This window comes from Kribbella sp. NPDC004875, assembly GCF_042873375.1.
In the GTDB taxonomy this organism is placed as follows: domain Bacteria; phylum Actinomycetota; class Actinomycetes; order Propionibacteriales; family Kribbellaceae; genus Kribbella.
Window position 1 is genome coordinate 627944 of sequence record NZ_JBIALI010000006.1, and the last position, 16375, is coordinate 644318.

Genomic DNA, 16375 nt, shown 5'->3' on the forward strand with positions numbered 1-16375 from the left:
CAGTGCCGTTTGACGCAACGTTCGAATCCCTGTCCGGTTTCGAGTGCCCAGAGTGGTTCCGGGACGCGAAACTCGGCATCTGGTCGCACTGGGGACCGCAGTCCGTGCCACGGTACGGCGACTGGTACGCGCGCAACATGTACCGCGAAGGCAGCGATCAGTACCGCTACCACCTGCGGACGTACGGACACCCGTCGCAGTTCGGCTACAAGGACGTCGTACCGCTGTGGAAGGCGGAGCGGTTCGATCCGGAAGAGCTGATGGATCGGTTCGTGGCGGCGGGGGCGCGGTACTTCGTGGCGCAGGCCGTGCACCACGACAACTTCTTCAACTACGAGTCCGTCGTGAATCCCTGGAACTCGGTGAAGGTCGGCCCGGGCAAGGACATCGTCGGTCTGTGGAAGGCCGCTGCGGCCGAGCGCGGGCTGCCGTTCGGGCTCACGGAACATCTCGGTGCGGCGTTCAGCTGGTTCGCCGCCGCGAAGGGCCACGACCGGCACGGTCCGTACGCCGGTGTGCCGTACGACGGCGGCGATCCGGCGTACCGGGATCTTTACCTCGACAACGGCGCCTACCTGACCGGCCCGGAGGTCGTCGTACAGGACCCGTGGTACGCCACCGAACCGGCGTGGCACCGGCACTGGCTCGACGCGGTGACCGAGATGATCGACAAGTACCAGCCGGAGCTGCTGTACTCCGACGGACCGCTGCCGTTCGGGGAGGTGGACTACACGCCCGGTCTGCGCGCGGTCGCCCACCTGTACAACACCAACCCGCGCGCCGTGTACCAGCAGAAGGACCGGAACCCAGCCGTGAGCGCCGTCGGCATCATGGACATCGAGCGCAGCCAGACGCCGGAGATCCATCCCGCTCCCTGGCAGACCGACACGTCGGTCGGCGACTGGTTCTACAACGTCCGCGACGTGTACAAGACCGCCGGCCATGTGATCGAGATGCTGGTCGACATCGTGTCGAAGAACGGCAATCTCTTGCTGAACGTCCCCCAGCTACCGGACGGCACGATCGACATCGAGTGCACGCAGCTCCTGGAGGACCTGGGCGCCTGGACGCGGATCTGCGGCGAAGGCATCTACGGCACCAGGCCGTTCCGCGTGTTCGGCGAGGGCCCGTCGACCGTCGTCATCAAGGGCTTCACCGAAGACCGGGTTGCCTGGACGAGCGCCGACTACCGCTTCACCCGGCGGGACAACACCCTTTACGCCTTCCAGCTGGCCTGGCCGGAGGACCGTCGCGCGGTGATCCGCAGCCTGGCCGACCACGAAACCGTCACCGGCGTCCGCCTCCTCGGCCACGGCCCGGTCCCGTACGAACAAGCCGAAGGCATCCTGGTAGTCCGCCTCCCCGACACCCCACCCCTCACCACCGCCAACTGCCTCGCCATCGACCTCGGCTAGCTGTCCGCCGACCGACCAGAAAGACGACTCGATCTGATGGACCCCCGCGGGGAAACAGGACGGCACGTGGGCTACCTCTACGCGCATTTCAAGCGTGAATCTGCCGATGGTGAGCAGATCTACTTCGCCTTGAGTGACGGCAACGACCCGCTGCACTTCAACGACCTCAACGGCGGCAAGCCGGTCTTGTACTCCGCCTTGGGGGAGCGGGGTGTCCGCGACCCGCACATCGTCCGTTCGCCGCGCGGTGACCGGTTCTTCCTGGTCGCGACCGACTTGCGTCTGGCTGCCAGCCTCGACTGGGACCGGCACCAGCGCCACGGCAGCCGCTCGATCATGGTGTGGGAGTCGAACGATCTGGTGCACTGGGGAGAGGGGCGACTCGTCGAGGTCGCACCGCCCGAGGCCGGGAACGCCTGGGCACCGGAGGCGATCTGGGACCCCGAACAGGACGCCTACCTCGTGCACTGGTCCTCGACGTTGTACGACAACGCCGCACACGCGGGGGAGAGCTACAACAGGATCATGTGCGCGACCACCCGCGACTTCCGCGAGTTCTCGGAGCCACGTGTGTGGATCGACCGGGGCTGGCAGACGATCGACACCACGGTGATCCGGCACGAGGCTGTCTACTACCGCTTCCTGAAGGACGAACGCAGCCGCGCCGGCGACTCGCCGTACGGCAAGTCGATCTTCTCCGAGACCTCGACCTCACTCACGACCGCCGACTGGAAGCCGCTGACCGAAGGCATCGGTCTCGGCGCGATCAGCCAGGGCGAGGGTCCGTTGGTGTACAAGTCGAACACTGAGAACAGGTGGTATCTGTGGATCGACGAATTCACCGCTGAACGCCGCTACGTCCCGTTCGAGACCACCGACCTCGCCGGCGGTGAATGGGTGGCCTGTGCGGATCACCGTCTGCCGGACGATCCCTGTCACGGCGTCGTACTACCGCTGACCTCCGGAGAGTACGAGCGGCTCAGTACCGCTTGGGCGTGAGGCGCTGTGTCCTCTGAAAGGCTGTGTCCTCTGAAAGGAAGGCCGGTTGATGAAGGTGCGTCTGGCGTACGGCGAGACCGGACTGGTCGTCGAGGCGGACTCCGCACGGACGACCGTAGTGGAGCCGGTGCATCACCGCGCTGCCTCCGATCCGGCCGCAACCCTGCGCCGTGCGCTGCGCGAGCCCGTGGCAGGACCGCCGTTGCGCGAGCGGGTTCGCCGTGGCCAGACCGTGGCGATCTCCGCTTGCGACGGTACCCGGCCACAGCCGCGGCAGCAGATGATTCCGGCCGTCCTGGCCGAGCTCGATGGTGTGGTGGACCTCGACGATGTGGTGGTGCTGGTGGCGACCGGTACGCATCGCGGCAACAGTGACGCCGAACTTCGGCAGATGTTCGGGGATGTGGTCGTCGATTCCGTACGGATCGTCAATCACGACGGCCGCGACCAGGATCAGTTGGCCTGGCTGGGGGTCCATGGCGACGGCGTACCGGTCTGGCTGAACCGTAGATGGGTCGATGCGGATGTGCGGATCACCACCGGCTTCGTCGAGCCGCACTTCTTCGCCGGATTCTCCGGAGGGCCGAAACTCGTCGCGCCCGGCCTGGCGGGTCTCGACACGGTCCTCGTACTGCATGACGCCGCCCGGATCGGCAACCCGAGCGCGACCTGGGGAGTGACGCAGGGAAACCCGGTGCACGACGACGTCCGGGCGATCGCCGACGCGACGGGGGTCACCTTCGCCCTGGACGTCGTGCTCAATCGGGACAAGGACATCGTGGCGGCCTTCGGCGGTGACCTGCTGCCAATGCACGCGGCCGCCTGCGCCGCGGCCAAGCGAATCGCCATGCAGCCGGTGAGCGCGCCGTTCGACGTCGTGGTCACCACCAACTCGGGTTTTCCCCTCGATCAGAACCTCTACCAGTCCGTCAAGGGCATGTCGGCCGCCCACCAGATCGTCCGCCCCGGCGGGACGATCATCTGCGCGGCGGAGTGCCGTGACGGCTTCCCGGATCACGGGTCCTACCGCTCGGTCCTCTCCTCGGCCGGCTCCCCTGAGGAGCTGCTCGCTCAGATCGGCGCCAGGCCCGAGACCGCGCCCGACCAATGGCAGGTGCAGATCCAGGCCCGCGTCCAGGCGACCAGCCGGGTCGTCATGCACACCAGCTTCCTCACCGACTCCGAACTGCACGAAGCCCACTTGGAGCAAACCACCGACATCACCGCAACCATCGCGGACACCCTCGCCGCAGCCGGCCCGAACGCCCGCCTCTGCATCCTCCCCGAAGGCCCCCAGACGATCCCCTACCTCGCCGCCCCCTGACCGAGTTCCTCCGCAGCCTCGTAGGGCGACCAGGTGGGGTCGCGGAGGGTGGGGCAGTGTTCGGGGGTTGGGTGATGAGCGATGTCGATCATGCGGTCCAGTGCGTCGCGCGCGGCGGCGAGGTCCGTCATGGCGGCGGTGATGCGGTCGCGTTCGGCTGCCATCAGGTCGAAGGCCTCGGGTGATGCGTGTCCGGACTCGATGCACGGCATCAGTCGCACGATGGTCTTGCTGGGCAGGCCGGCGGTGAAGAGCTGCTGGATCAGCCGGACACGCTCCACCGCCGTCTCTGGATAGATCCGCTGGCCGCTGAGGGTGCGATCCGAGGTGAGGAGTCCCTGCTCCTCGTAGTACCGCAGTGCTCTGGTGCTGACGCCGGCTCGGCGTGCGAGTTCGCCGATTCGCATGTGTCCTCCACTTGACCTTGACGTCAACGTGAGGTTTTAGCGTAGCTGGTGCCGGGCGCGGCCCGGCGTACCGAGACCCTCCACAGGAAGCAAGGCATCGATGAACGTCACCGACCGGATCGCCCTCGTCACCGGAGCCAACCGCGGCATCGGCCGGCACTTCGTCCTCGAGCTGCTCGACCGCGGGGCGAGCAAGGTATATGCGACCGCTCGTCGCCCCGAGACGCTCGCCTTCGACGACACCCGGGTCGTGCCGCTGCGGCTCGACCTGCTCGACCACGAGTCCGTCACCGCGGCAGCGGCCGCCGCGGGCGAGGTCAGCCTGCTCGTCAACAACGCCGGCATCACGACCGGCGCCGAGCTCGTCACCGGCGACCTCGCCGAGATCCGTCGGGAGATGGACACGCACTTCTGGGGCACGCTCGACGTGATCCGTGCGTTCAGCCCGGTCCTCGCCGGCAACGGCGGAGGTGCCATCGTGAACGTTCTGTCGGCCCTGTCGTGGTTCGCCTCCCCGGGCGCCGGGGGCGTACGCCGCCGCCAAGGCCGCAGAGTGGAACATGACGAACGGCGTACGACTCGAGCTCGCCGCTCAGGGCACGCTCGTTCAAGGAGTACTCCTCGGCGCCGCCGACACTGACATGATGGCCGGGTACGACGGACCGAAGATCGATCCGCGCGAGGTACCGCGTCGCTCGCTCGACGGCTTGGCGGCGGGTGCGATCGAGGTGGTCGTCGACGACTGGACGGCGATGGTGAAGACCGCGCTCGCCGGCGACCCGGCCCAGTTCTACGCACAGATCACCGAGCTGCTCGCGGCCGCTGGTTCCCGGTAGCCGGCACCTGCTCAGATCTGGTTCGCGCCGCCGTCGACGTAGAAGTTCGCGCCGACGACGTAGCTGCTCTGCTCCGAGGCCAGGAAGGTCACGACTGCGGCGGCCTCTTCAGGCTGCCCCATGCGGCCCCTGGCCACGGTCGCGGCGACATTCTCCTTGACCGTTCGGGCGGTCTCGTCATCGCCGAAAGCGGCGGTGCCCCCGGGAGTCTCGATCCAGGCCGGCGAGACGACGTTGACCCGGATGCCGCGGTGCCTGAGTTCGTTCGACCACGTCCGCGCGAAGGACCGGACGGCCGCCTTCGACGCGGCGTACGCGCCGAAGGCTTCGACTCCGCGATCGGCGGCGGTCGAACCGATCAGGACGATCGAGGCTCCGTCGTTCAGCAGCGGCAACGCCTTCTGCACAGTGAACAGAGTGCCTCGGACGTTGATCGCGAAGGTCTGGTCGAAGTGCTCCGCGGTGGTCTGTTCCAGCGTCACGAACGCGCCGACCGCCGCATTCGCCACGAGCACGTCCAATCCGTTGCCCCGGGCCCGGACCGCAGCGTAGAGCCGGTCCAGGTCCTCCAACGTCGAAATGTCGCCGGCGACCGCGGTGGCCCGATCTGTTCCGATGGCCTTGACGGCGGCCTCCAGTTCGGCCTCACGCCGTCCGGTGACGAACACGTAAGAGCCCTCGTCCGCCAGCCGTACGGCGGTGGCCAGCCCGATGCCGCTGCTCCCTCCGGTGACCACCGCCGTCTTGCCGTCCAGCTGTCCCATAGGTGTTGCTCCATCCTTCTCGATGTCGATCGTTCGACATCGATCCTGCTGGAGTCGCGCAGTACGATCCATAACGAAGAGTCCAGGCTTCTTTATGTATCGTCCAGGAGGGCGTCAGTGTTCGGCTTTGGGGATCCAGTGGCTGACGCGATCGGTCTGCTCCGGCCGCGAACGGTGGTCGGGCCGAGCCTCCGGGCCGTCGGTGAGTGGGCGTTGCGCTTCGACGCGTTCTTGCACGTGCGGATCGGCGGCCTCGTCCGCGGCGCGTGCTGGTTGATCCTCGAAGGGCACGAGCCGGTGCTCCTGCGGGAGGGCGACACCTTCATGCTGGGGAACCCTCCGCCGTACGTGCTGGCCAGCTCGCCCGACGCGAGCCCCAGCCCTGCGGCGCCGGTGCTGGCGGGTGCCGAGGCGGGGTTCGTCCGGATCGGCCCCGAGTCCGAGGACGACCTCTACCTGTGCGTCGGGCACATCGCGTTCGACGACAGCAATGCGGCCCTTCTCACCGATCTGCTACCGCCGCTCGTGATCGTCCGCGAGGCCGACCCGCACGGCAGGCGGCTCGCGCAGCTGGTCGATCTCCTGGCCACCGAGGTCGGGGTCACCGCCGCCGGCGGCCCGCTGGTCCAGAACCACCTCGCACAAATCCTGCTCGTCCACATGCTGCGTGCGCACGCCGGCCAGACCGACCGGCCGACCGGCTGGCTGGGCGCCTTGAACCAAGACGGCATCGGTACGGCGTTGCGCGCCGTGCACGCGGACATCGCGCACTCCTGGAGCCTGAAGGAGCTCGCCCAGATCAGCCACATGTCGCGTTCCGCGTTCGCCCAGGCATTCAAGCGCCATGTCGGCGTCGCTCCGTTGGAGTACCTGATCCACTGGCGCATGAGCCTCGCGCGCGACGCCCTTGCCCGCGACACCCTGTCGATCTCCGAGATCGCACGGGCCACGGGCTACCTGTCCGAGAGCGCGTTCAGCACCGCCTTCCGCCGCGTGGTCGGCACACCTCCCACCCAGTTCCGGAACCAGTCCCGTCGGCCCCCGGCCCGGCCCGGCGACGGGGAAGTGGCATGAACCGCGGCCAGGATCCCACCAAGTAGGCCTAGCGATTGGTGCGCGTACGGCGGGGTACCGAGCGGCTGTGAGGGATGCAGACGAGGGACTTGTTGCCGGCCGCTACCGGCTTCATGAGCTCCTTGGCCGTGGGGGCATGGGGACGGTGTACCGGGCCACGGACGAGGTACTGGTTCGTCCGGTGGCGGTGAAGCTGATGACGCCACTCGCGGAGCCGGAGTCACTCGCGCGGCCGGAACGCTTCCTGCGGGAAGCACGGGTCTCCGCGCGGATCCAGAGCCCGCATGTCGTCGCCACGTACGACTTCGGTCGTGACCATGACCGCTACTTCATCGCGATGGAACTCGTGAAGGGTTCGTCCGTCGCCGACGAGCTGCGACGTACGGGGCCGTTCCCGGCCGACGCCGCGCTCAGGATCGTGCGGCAGGCCGCGGCCGGGCTGGCCGCTGCGCATCAGCTCGGGATCGTGCATCGCGACGTGAAGACCGCGAACCTGGTGCTGGATGACGACGGAGCCGTCAAGCTCGCCGATTTCGGCATCGCCAGGATCCTGGACGACGCAACGACGACGATGACGTCGAACGGTCAGATCATGGGCACCACCCACTATCTCGCGCCAGAACGTGCGCTGGGCCACCCGGCCGAACCGCCGGCCGACGTGTATGCGCTCGGATGTGTGCTGTACCAGCTGGTGACCGGCCATCCGCCGTTCATGGCGGAGTCGCCGGCATCGATCATGTACCAGCACGTGGAGGTCGCGCCCTCGCTGCCGAGCGATCTTCGGCCGGACCTCGCCGGTGAGGTCGAGGCCCTGATCCTCTGGATGCTCGACAAGGATCCAGGCCGGCGACCGACCGCGAGTCAGATCGCCCATGGTGTACAGCCGATGATCGGCGCCGACGCGACGACCACGGAGTACGGGCCGGTACGCCGTCGACGAACCAAGGCGATGCTCGCCGGCGTCGGCGCGGTCTTCGCGCTCGTGGTCGCGGCAACTGTGGGGATCGTGCTGGAGACGCGAGGCAGCGAGCTGCCGGCAACGAACGACTTTGCGCCCGCTGAACCCGCCAGGCCGCCGACGCTCGCAGTCGTGCCGCAGCGCACGACGCCCACGCCCGTACGGACGAGTTCGCCGACGACCACCACCGAGCGCAGTGCCCACACCAAAGTTCCGGTGACTGCCCGGCCCCGCGCAAAACCCCAGACCCACGCCAAGGAACCCTCCAAGCCCAAGAAAGCGAAACCGCCGAAGCCCAAGAAACCGAAGCACTGAGGGACCAGCCGCGGCCGTAGACTCGCTGGTTTTCTGCTGCACCGGCTGGGTACCGATGCGAACACCGAGACAGCGGAGGTCACGATGCCCGGTAAGTCGGCGAACGTGAAGAACGAGAAGCAGTACGAGGCGTTGAAGGACAAGGGGATGTCCAAGGAGCGCGCCGCGAAGATCGCCAATGCTCCGAAGTCGAGCGAGCACGGCGGTCAGCGCAGCGGTAAGGGCGGCAGCAGCAAGCAGGGCGGAACGACCGCTCAGAAGAAGAAGGCGGGCCGCAAGGGCGGTAAGGCGGCTTCCAAGAGCTGAGGCACGAGCGGCCGCGACCGGCTCACCATCGGGTTCCTTGTCGCCCGTGATGCACCTTGAGCCAGGTGTACGGCGGGATCGGGCGGGGAACGGGGAGGTCATGCGCCTCACGGAGACGGCTGATGTCTGGTGGAAGAACGCGGTGATCTACTGCCTCGATGTCGAGACCTTCTTCGACACCAACGGCGACGGGTCGGGCGACTTGCGTGGGGTCGGCCAACGGATCGATCATCTGGCCGAGTTGGGCGTGACCTGCCTGTGGCTGATGCCGTTCTACCCGACACCGGATCGCGACGACGGCTACGACATCACCGACTTCTACGGCGTCGACCCGCGGCTGGGCACTCACGGTGACCTGGTCGAGCTGATCACCCTCGCCCACGATCGCGGGATCCGGGTGATCGCCGACCTGGTGGTCAATCACACCTCGAACGCGCATCCTTGGTTCCGCAGCGCCCGCGCCTCGCGAGATTCGCCGTACCGCGGCTGGTATGTGTGGCGCGACGAGCCGCCGGCGAATCAGCACGAGGGCATTGTCTTTCCTGACCAGGAGACCAGCCTGTGGCAGTACGACGAGGAGGCGGGCCAGTACTACCTGCACCGCTTCTACAAGCACCAGCCGGATCTCGATATCGCGAACGCCGAGGTCCGCGAAGAGATCCAGCGGGTGATCGGGTTCTGGTCGCAGCTCGGCGTGTCCGGGTTCCGCGTGGACGCCGTACCGTTCCTGCTCGACACCTCGGGTGCGGAGGACGCGGGCAACCTGCCGGATCCGCACGACTACCTGCGGGACCTGAGGGCGTTCGTGGACCGTCGCCGAGCACAGTCGATTCTCCTCGGCGAGGTCAACCTGCCGTACCCGGAGGTACGCCGCTTCTTCGGCGACGAGGACGGCGACGAGCTGACGATGTGTTTCGACTTCGTCGGTATGCAGCGGCTGTACCTGTCACTGGCGCGCGAGGATCCGTCCGAGCTGGTCGACGCGCTGCGCCGGCGTCCGCCCTGTGCCGAGGACGGCCAGTGGGGGACCTTCGTGCGTAATCACGACGAGCTGACCCTGGACAAGCTCACTGACCGCGAGCGGCAGGAGGTGTTCGAGGCGTTCGGGCCGGACCAGGACATGCAGCTCTACGGCCGCGGGCTGCGCCGTCGCCTGCCGCCGATGCTCGACAACGACCAGGCCCGGCTCAAGATGGTCTACAGCCTGCTGTTCTCGCTGCCGGGCACGCCTGTGCTCTTCTACGGCGAGGAGATCGGGATGGGCGAGAACCTCGCAGTAGAAGGCCGACGGGCCGTCCGTACCCCGATGCAGTGGACGGCAGGCCTGAACGGCGGCTTCTCGACGGCTGACCCGTCGCGGCTCGTGGCACCTGTCACCGAAGGGGAGTTCGGGCCCGAGAACGTCAACGTGGCCGCGCAACGTCGCGATCCGGACTCGTTGCTCAACTGGATCAAGTTGCTCATCCGGCGCTATCGGGAGTGTCCGGAGTTCTCGTGGGGAGAGTGCACGATCCTGCAGCCCGGAGTGCCGGCCGTGTTCGCGCATCGATCGGAGTACGAGGGCGGCGTCGTCGTTGCCGCGCACAACTTCGGCGCCGAGTCCGTCGAGGTCGCGCTCGGGGTCTCCGGCACGGGCGTCGGACTCCGTGCGGTCGACCTGCTTCGGGACGGATCCGCCGACGTCGCCCCGGACGGCACGTTGCCGCTCACCCTCGAGCCGTACGCGACGCGCTGGCTCCGTGTCGTCGGTCCCGAAGACCGCTACATCATCTGACCTGACGCGCTGCCTCGGCGGGAGGAGACAAGCGTGACGATGCCGAAGGTCAGGACGGCGAGAGCCAGTACGCCGATGACCGCGGCCGCGATCACGAACCCTCTCAGCATCGCGCTGAACGCCTCGCTGTCGCCGCCGCCTCCGAGGAGGAACAGGCCGAAGGGGAGGATCAGGACGACCAGTGCGACCCCCAGCAGGATTATCCCCGCGACGACGCCCGCGACGCCGGGTCGTCGGCGGGCACCGGATGCTCCTGGTTGTTGCCTCGGGCCAACATTCCACGCAGTCATGGAGCACCACACTAGCGACACCTACGGGTTCAAACAGTACGGGCGAAGTACGGGCAGCGAAGTGCCGATGAGGCCGACTACCCTCCCCGCCGAAAGGCCGTCCGAGGGCATATCCAGTTGCCGCCGCCGCAGTTGTCACAGCGGCCGGCCTGTCCGCAAGCATGCCCTCGTCGACGGTTGTGTGGGGAGCCGATCGACGAGGGCCGCTGACAATGCGGTGCCCAGGGTGTGACGCTTCGTAAACGGTGTATGCCCGGATCTGTGCGCAGTTTGTTCGTCGGGTCGCTGGTGAGGCCGTTGCGCTCGATCAGCATCTCCGTCGCCCGGCCGGCGGGAGTCGACGGTGATGTCAGGTGGGGTGGCGTAGCCGGTTGGTGGTGGTGGTGATGTCGGCGGCTTGTTCGGCGAGTGTGGGGTGGGTGTGTTGGAGTTTGTGTCCGGCGTCGGCCAGGGGGGTCAGGAGTGTTGCGGTGTCGTTGTTGCCGAGGGCGTGCAGGACGCGGTCGACGGCTTTTTGGGTGGTTGGGTCGAGGTTGTCGAGGGCGGTGATTTGGGCGGCGAGCCGGCGTAGCCGGGGGGCGTTGTCGCGGGCCCATTGGTTGGCGGCGCGGTCGCCGGCGCGGCGGTCGCGGGCGGCTTTGACGCGTTCTTCGCCGGTCATGCCGGCGGGGTTGGTGGTGTGGGGGTTGAGTCGCAGGTAGCGGCGTTCGGCGGCTTGGCGGCTGGCGAGGCCGAGTGCGGGGGCGATCGCGGCCCAGCTGGCTCCGCGGGCGCGGGCGGCGCCGATGAGCAGTGGTTCCCAGGTGGCGAGCCGGTCTTGGACGGCGCGCAGGCCGGCCAGCGCGGTCAGTACGTCGTCCGGGCCGGCGGCGTCTGGGCCGGTGGCGTCCGGGTTGGTGTCTGGGCTGTTGGTGTCCGGGTTGGTGGGGTCTGGGCTGGTGGTGTCTGGCTGCCCGGGCGTCGGGGTGTCTTGGTGGTGTGCGACCTGGTGGACGGTTTCCTCGACGGCCGCGATCGCGGCCGCCGCCGACCCCGACGCCGGTGCCCCCGGTGCAGCCCGTACCGCGGGTGCCGCGGGTGCCGCGGGTGCTGCGCCGGGTGTGTCGGTGGGGGTTTCGCCGGGTGTGTCGCCGGGTGTGTCGGTGGGTGTCATGGTCACCTCCTTGCCTCGCATTGTGTCAGCGGTTCGCTGACTTTTGCTGCTTGTCATCGTTTCGATGACATGTTATAAGGAAAGTGCGTGTTGACACCACTGGTCGAAACTTTCAGGAGGTGTAGGACGATGTTGATGCGCACCGACCCGTTCCGAGAGCTGGACCGGTTCGCCCAGCAGTTCTTCGGCAGTCAGGCGCCGGGCACGTGGTCGCGGCCGAGCCCGATGCCGATGGACGCCTACCGTGACGGCGACCGGTACGTCGTTTCGTTCGATCTGCCCGGGATCTCGCCGGAGGCGATCGATCTCGACGTGGAGCGCAACGTGCTCACGGTGAAGGCCGAACGCCGCCCGCTCGAGCTCGGCGACGGCGTGGAGATGCAGGTCGCGGAACGTCCGCTCGGGGTGTTCTCCCGGCAGTTGTTCCTCGGCGACACCCTGGACGCCGACCGGATCGAGGCGAGCTACGAGGCCGGCGTACTGACGCTGAAGATCCCGATCGCGGAGAAGGCCAAGCCGCGCAAGATCGCGATCAGCGCGGCCGACAGCGACGACCGCAAACAGCTCGACGCCTGACCCACACCACACCAAGCCACACCAAGCCACACCACGCCACGCCACGTCACGTCACTGGCATCGGTCCCGGTCCCGGTCTCGGTCCCCGGTGCCAGTGACGTGGGAGGAGTTGTCGATGAGGTGGGATCGATGACCGCGACCGACCGGCAGCAAACCATCGCCGAGGCCTTCACAGACCTCGTCCTCGACGACGACGACCTGCTGCGCGCCGAGTTCGACGCACTGATTGCCGCCAGTTGGGAATCACCGTCCGAGCCCCCACACCGCAACCCGTCACCACCCCACGGCGGATGGGCCGGCCGGCCACCACACCAGCCGCCGCCACCACAACGATCACCCCTGACCCGCAGCACCCCGGCACGCAAGCCCCAAAGCCGGCAACGCAGCCCTCCGGGACGACCGAAACCACTCTCCGAGACGACCGAAACCACTGGATAACAAGGCAAAGAGAGAAGGTGAGCGACATGACCCTCGGCTCCGTCCGGCAGTCGCCTGCCGTGCGGTGGCTGCCGGACGAGCCGTTCGCCCACCCCGATGATCTGTATGGGTACCTGCCATGACCGCGCCGCCGCCCGACCCGTACGCGATCCTCGGCGTCACCGTCGAGGCCTCCGACGACGACCTCGATCACGCCTTCCGCGGACTCGTCCGCGGCCTCCATCCCGACACCCGCACATCCGGTTCCGATGACGCAGATGACGCCGACCGGCGCCTGCAGGACCTCCTCAATGCCTATGCCACCCTGCGCGACCCGATCCGCCGCGCCGCCTACGACCGGGCCCAGGCGGCCGCGCTCAGTGCGTCCTCAGCCGCACGTTCGCCGCGGCCGCGGCGCTCCGGGGCTGGTGCGTCTGATGCTGTGCCGATCCGTGTCGGCCCCGTGCACTGGGAACCGCCACCTCCAGGAGGGAAACACGATGGCCCCCGTTGACGACATCGAGACCTACTGCGACAACGGCATCTGGAAGACGCGCTGGCGCAGCAGCCCGAAACCCTTCGCCGCCGGCGGCGGCCGGGAGCGCCAAGTCTTTCAGGGCGCCACCGTTGCACAGTGGTACGGCGTCGACCACATCATCATCAACCCCGACGGCACCACCGCCGAACACAACTCCTACCGCTACCGCAAGGAGGCCCACGCCCCCTTGGATGTCGCCCCGAGACCACCCCGCAACTCCCCACTGACAGCCGCCGCCCGCGCAAGCTGAGCGCACTCGTCGAGACCGAGCTGCACTGGCACGTCGTTCGTCCCGGTCTTTATGTACCTTGACGGTTACGTACGCCAGTGGTTACATTCGTGGTGTGGAAGAGGTTCTGCGGGCGTTGGCTGATGACGGGCGGCGGACTCTGGTGGAGGCGCTGGCTGCTGGGCCGGCTACTGCGGGGGAGTTGGCGGAGCTGCTGCCGATCGCGCGGCCCGGGGTGTCGCGGCATCTGCGGGTGTTGCGGGAGGCCGGAATGGTCGACGTACGGCAGGAGGCGCAGCGGCGGGTGTACAGCTTGCGGCCCGAGCCGTTCGCCGAGCTCGACGACTGGCTCGGCCGTTACCGCGGACTCTGGCAGCAGCGACTGGATGCCCTCCACACCGAGATCGCGCGAGGCAAGCGGAGGGATTAGATCCATGACGAGCAAGATCCTGGGGCGACTGGGCGTGACCGACGGCCGAGGCGTCGTACGCATCGAGGACCGCTACGACACCGGCATCGACGACCTTTGGTCGGCCATGACCGACCCGGAGCGCTTGGCCAGGTGGTACGGGAAGGTTCAGGGCGATCTACGCCCTGGCGGCACCTTCACGGAGTACATCGAATCCGCCGAGGTGGAAGCAGTCGGCCGGATCGAGATCTGCGAACCGCCGCATCGCCTGCGCGTCACCAGCCGCGAATCCGACGACTCCGCTGCCCGCGGCACTGGCCCGGCACCCGCCGACCACCTCATTGAAGCCACCCTCACCCCCGACGGTACCCAGACGGTCCTGACCATCGAGGTCCACGGGCTTCCCGTCGACAAACTCGAGTACTACGGCGCCGGCTGGCAGGTCCACGCCGAGACCCTCGCCGCCTACCTCGCCAACCGCGCCCCCGCCGACCCCGAGACCCGCTGGTCAGTCCTCGTCCCCGCCTACCAAGAACAGGCCGCAGTACTCCGCTGATCTCTGCCAGTCTGGTGTGCCGGAGCTCGGACACGGCGTCGCGTCGCCGTGTCCGCGGCCTTCGGATGCGAGCGCGTCCGCGTCAGGAGGTGTGGACGGCGAGGACGCCGGGAACGGAGCCGGCGATCGACTCGGCACGTTCGCGGTCGAGCGCGGTGATCGGGCCGTGGATGCGGACGACGCCGTCGTCGACGTCGACCTGCCAGTCGAGGTCCCGCTCACGGAGCAGGTCGAGGATGTTGTTGAGGATCCGTGCGTCGCGACCGGCGAGGTGATGGATGACGTCGCTGCGACTGATCACACCGACCACCTCTTGGTTGTGGTCGACGACCGGGAGGCTCTTCACCATCGTCTCCCGGAGCAGGTCGATCGCCGAGTCGACATCCTCGTCGGCACGAACGCTCATCACCAGGTGCGCCATGAGTTCGACAGCCCGGCGCGGGCGTACGCCGGCGGACAGCCTGATCGGGTACGACGGCACGCGATCCTCGACAAGCAGCATGTCCGGGATCAGGTCCGCCTCGCTGACCACGCCGACGAGCCGGCCGTGGCGATCGACGACCGGTACCGCAGTGATCTGGTTCCGGTCCAGCAGATGGAGTACCTCAGTCACCGGCGTCTCGCCGAGCACGGTGATCGCAGGCGTGGTCATCAGTTCACTGACCCGCATCGTCACCACTCCCTTTCTCCACCAGTACAGACCGATGGCCGCAGCGCAGTCAGGGCCGAAGGTCCCGACCATGCCCGCCGAATCGGAGCCGGCGATCAGCACGGCTCTCTCTGATGCATCCGCCACTCTCGTCGTGTCGGGGCCTCGGTGAGCCCACGGCGAGAGGAACCCACCGCCGCCCCCGGGAGCGGCCGTGTTGGCACGCGGTACGCGGGGTGGGGGCCCGCCGCTTCGCGCCCAGCCCGGCTCCCCTCGCCTATGGTCAGTTCATCACCGATCAGTGGCACGCTCCAGTGCCGAAAGTCGCTGATCGGCGAGGACCGGCGGCCATCTCTGCGCACCGGGGGACCGCCGCTGCAGACTCGACAGTGCGGCCGCTGAACGTCCCGGCCAGTCGAGGACTGTCGCCTCTGCCGGGGCCTGGTCGTCCGGACGAGGGTTGCCAGTGGGGAGGACGATCATGCAGAAGCGTGCGGCGTTGAACGAGCTCGGACTGAGTGTGGGAAAGAAGACGCGGTTGCGGCGGATCTTGTTCGACCACGGCCTGCAGAACGGTACGGCGTTGTTCCTGCCGTACGACCAAGGACTGGAGCACGGGCCGCGGGACTTCTTCGCGAACCCGGCCGCCTCGGACCCGGCGTACATCATGAAGCTCGCCCTGGCCGGGGAGTTCAACGGGGTCGTCATGCAGATCGGGCTGGCGGAGAAGTTCTTCTGGGACTACGCCGGTGAGATCCCGTTGATCCTGAAGCTGAACGGCAAGACCGACATCCCCTCGGACGCGGCCGCGTTGTCGCCGGTGCACGCGAGCGTCGAGGACGCCGTACGGCTCGGTGCCGACGCGGTCGGCTACACGTTGTACGTCGGATCGCCCGCCCAGGAGGCGGACTTCGCGCAGTACCGGACGGTCCGGGCCGACGCCGAACGATTCGGGATGCCGCTGGTCGTGTGGGCGTACCCGCGCGGCGAGGCGATCGAGGCGAAGGGCGGCAAGGACTCGTTCTACGCGGTCGACTATGCGGCTCGGGTGGCGAGTGAGCTCGGCGCGGACGTGGTGAAGGTGAACTTCCCGCGTCCCGACAAGCGGGACGACGTGAAGCCGCCGTACGAGGAGATCTTCTCGCCCCAGCAGGCGATCGACGGCGTGGTCCGGTCCGCGAACCGGACGCTGGTGCTGGTGTCGGGTGGTGAGCGGGCTGGTGACGAGGCGATGTACCGCAAGGCCGAGCAGGCGATGGACGCGGGCGGTCTGGGGCTGATCTTCGGCCGCAACGTGTGGCAGCGCGGGTACGACGAGTCGCTGGCCTTCGTCGACGGCCTGAAGGAAATCCTCGTCCAGCACCCGAGCGACTGAGTAGGACCAGC

Annotated in this window: 21 protein-coding genes; 16 read left to right on the plus strand and 5 right to left on the minus strand. The window is 67.9% G+C overall.

The features are described from left to right. Positions 1-2 precede the first annotated feature (2 nt). The 3 genes from ACFYRH_RS33565 to larA all read left to right on the plus strand — a co-directional run bounded on the left by ACFYRH_RS33565 (position 3) and on the right by larA (position 3738). Entirely contained in the window at positions 3-1415 is a 1413-nt protein-coding gene (locus ACFYRH_RS33565) for an alpha-L-fucosidase (RefSeq protein ID WP_387783700.1), read from the plus strand. Between the two features lie 66 nt (positions 1416-1481). Continuing rightward, entirely contained in the window at positions 1482-2414 is a 933-nt protein-coding gene (locus ACFYRH_RS33570) for a glycoside hydrolase family 43 protein (RefSeq protein ID WP_387783702.1), read from the plus strand. A gap of 49 nt (positions 2415-2463) precedes the next feature. Next, positions 2464-3738: a nickel-dependent lactate racemase gene (gene larA / locus ACFYRH_RS33575; RefSeq protein ID WP_387783704.1), complete on the plus strand. Its 1275-nt coding sequence runs from the start codon at positions 2464-2466 to the stop codon at positions 3736-3738. Here larA and ACFYRH_RS33580 read toward each other — a convergent pair. Continuing rightward, a complete protein-coding gene (locus tag ACFYRH_RS33580; protein ID WP_387783706.1) occupies positions 3720-4145 on the minus strand; it encodes a MerR family transcriptional regulator in 426 nt (141 codons plus the stop codon). The genes larA and ACFYRH_RS33580 overlap by 19 nt on opposite strands. Positions 4146-4245: 100 nt before the next feature. Here ACFYRH_RS33580 and ACFYRH_RS33585 point away from each other — a divergent pair, with 100 nt between their 5' ends. Both ACFYRH_RS33585 and ACFYRH_RS33590 read left to right on the plus strand, forming a co-directional pair. Next, positions 4246-4785 carry an SDR family NAD(P)-dependent oxidoreductase gene (locus ACFYRH_RS33585; RefSeq protein WP_387783708.1) on the plus strand — a complete coding sequence of 180 codons (540 nt, stop codon included), beginning with the start codon at positions 4246-4248 and terminating at the stop codon, positions 4783-4785. Positions 4786-4789: 4 nt separating this feature from the next. Then, complete coding sequence (locus tag ACFYRH_RS33590; RefSeq protein ID WP_387783710.1) at positions 4790-4981, plus strand: hypothetical protein; 192 nt, start codon at positions 4790-4792, stop codon at positions 4979-4981. An 11-nt stretch (positions 4982-4992) separates the two neighbouring features. Here ACFYRH_RS33590 and ACFYRH_RS33595 read toward each other — a convergent pair whose 3' ends face one another. Then, positions 4993-5745 (minus strand): SDR family NAD(P)-dependent oxidoreductase, encoded by a 753-nt coding sequence (locus ACFYRH_RS33595; RefSeq protein ID WP_387783711.1) that lies wholly within the window; start codon positions 5743-5745, stop codon positions 4993-4995. A gap of 138 nt (positions 5746-5883) precedes the next feature. Between ACFYRH_RS33595 and ACFYRH_RS33600 the strand changes: the two genes are divergently transcribed. The 4 genes from ACFYRH_RS33600 (at position 5884) to ACFYRH_RS33615 (ending at position 10172) form a co-directional block, all read left to right on the plus strand. Next, positions 5884-6819 (plus strand): AraC family transcriptional regulator, encoded by a 936-nt coding sequence (locus ACFYRH_RS33600; protein WP_387783713.1) that lies wholly within the window; start codon positions 5884-5886, stop codon positions 6817-6819. 67 nt (positions 6820-6886) lie between these two features. Then, positions 6887-8092 (plus strand): serine/threonine-protein kinase, encoded by a 1206-nt coding sequence (locus tag ACFYRH_RS33605; RefSeq protein ID WP_387783715.1) that lies wholly within the window; start codon positions 6887-6889, stop codon positions 8090-8092. Positions 8093-8176: 84 nt separating this feature from the next. Further along, positions 8177-8398, plus strand: coding sequence for a hypothetical protein (locus ACFYRH_RS33610; protein WP_387783717.1), 222 nt, complete (start codon positions 8177-8179; stop codon positions 8396-8398). A gap of 100 nt (positions 8399-8498) precedes the next feature. Continuing rightward, positions 8499-10172, plus strand: a complete 1674-nt coding sequence (locus ACFYRH_RS33615) for an alpha-amylase family protein (protein WP_387783718.1) — start codon at positions 8499-8501, stop codon at positions 10170-10172. Here ACFYRH_RS33615 and ACFYRH_RS33620 read toward each other — a convergent pair. Both ACFYRH_RS33620 and ACFYRH_RS33625 read right to left on the minus strand, forming a co-directional pair. Then, positions 10160-10462 (minus strand): hypothetical protein, encoded by a 303-nt coding sequence (locus ACFYRH_RS33620; protein WP_387783720.1) that lies wholly within the window; start codon positions 10460-10462, stop codon positions 10160-10162. The two genes, ACFYRH_RS33615 and ACFYRH_RS33620, sit on opposite strands and share 13 nt — an antisense overlap. Before the next feature lie 349 nt (positions 10463-10811). Then, a complete protein-coding gene (locus ACFYRH_RS33625; RefSeq protein WP_387783721.1) occupies positions 10812-11615 on the minus strand; it encodes a hypothetical protein in 804 nt (267 codons plus the stop codon). Positions 11616-11744: 129 nt separating this feature from the next. Between ACFYRH_RS33625 and ACFYRH_RS33630 the strand changes: the two genes are divergently transcribed. The 6 genes from ACFYRH_RS33630 to ACFYRH_RS33655 all read left to right on the plus strand — a co-directional run bounded on the left by ACFYRH_RS33630 (position 11745) and on the right by ACFYRH_RS33655 (position 14340). Next, positions 11745-12191, plus strand: a complete 447-nt coding sequence (locus ACFYRH_RS33630) for an Hsp20/alpha crystallin family protein (RefSeq protein ID WP_387783722.1) — start codon at positions 11745-11747, stop codon at positions 12189-12191. A gap of 129 nt (positions 12192-12320) precedes the next feature. Beyond that, on the plus strand, positions 12321-12629 hold the full coding sequence (locus ACFYRH_RS33635; protein ID WP_387783724.1) for a hypothetical protein: 309 nt from the start codon (positions 12321-12323) through the stop codon (positions 12627-12629). 118 nt (positions 12630-12747) lie between these two features. Continuing rightward, positions 12748-13122 (plus strand): J domain-containing protein, encoded by a 375-nt coding sequence (locus ACFYRH_RS33640; protein WP_387783725.1) that lies wholly within the window; start codon positions 12748-12750, stop codon positions 13120-13122. Continuing rightward, entirely contained in the window at positions 13109-13396 is a 288-nt protein-coding gene (locus ACFYRH_RS33645) for a hypothetical protein (protein WP_387783727.1), read from the plus strand. The genes ACFYRH_RS33640 and ACFYRH_RS33645 overlap by 14 nt, the downstream gene beginning before the upstream one ends. A gap of 94 nt (positions 13397-13490) precedes the next feature. Beyond that, positions 13491-13805, plus strand: a complete 315-nt coding sequence (locus ACFYRH_RS33650; protein ID WP_387783728.1) for an ArsR/SmtB family transcription factor — start codon at positions 13491-13493, stop codon at positions 13803-13805. A 4-nt stretch (positions 13806-13809) separates the two neighbouring features. Beyond that, positions 13810-14340 carry an SRPBCC family protein gene (locus ACFYRH_RS33655; RefSeq protein ID WP_387783729.1) on the plus strand — a complete coding sequence of 177 codons (531 nt, stop codon included), beginning with the start codon at positions 13810-13812 and terminating at the stop codon, positions 14338-14340. 82 nt (positions 14341-14422) lie between these two features. Here ACFYRH_RS33655 and ACFYRH_RS33660 read toward each other — a convergent pair whose 3' ends face one another. Continuing rightward, positions 14423-15010: a CBS domain-containing protein gene (locus ACFYRH_RS33660; RefSeq protein ID WP_387783730.1), complete on the minus strand. Its 588-nt coding sequence runs from the start codon at positions 15008-15010 to the stop codon at positions 14423-14425. A gap of 460 nt (positions 15011-15470) precedes the next feature. On the opposite strand from ACFYRH_RS33660, the gene ACFYRH_RS33665 reads away from it, so the two are divergent. Beyond that, positions 15471-16364 carry a class I fructose-bisphosphate aldolase gene (locus ACFYRH_RS33665; RefSeq protein ID WP_387783731.1) on the plus strand — a complete coding sequence of 298 codons (894 nt, stop codon included), beginning with the start codon at positions 15471-15473 and terminating at the stop codon, positions 16362-16364. Positions 16365-16375: the final 11 nt, after the last annotated feature.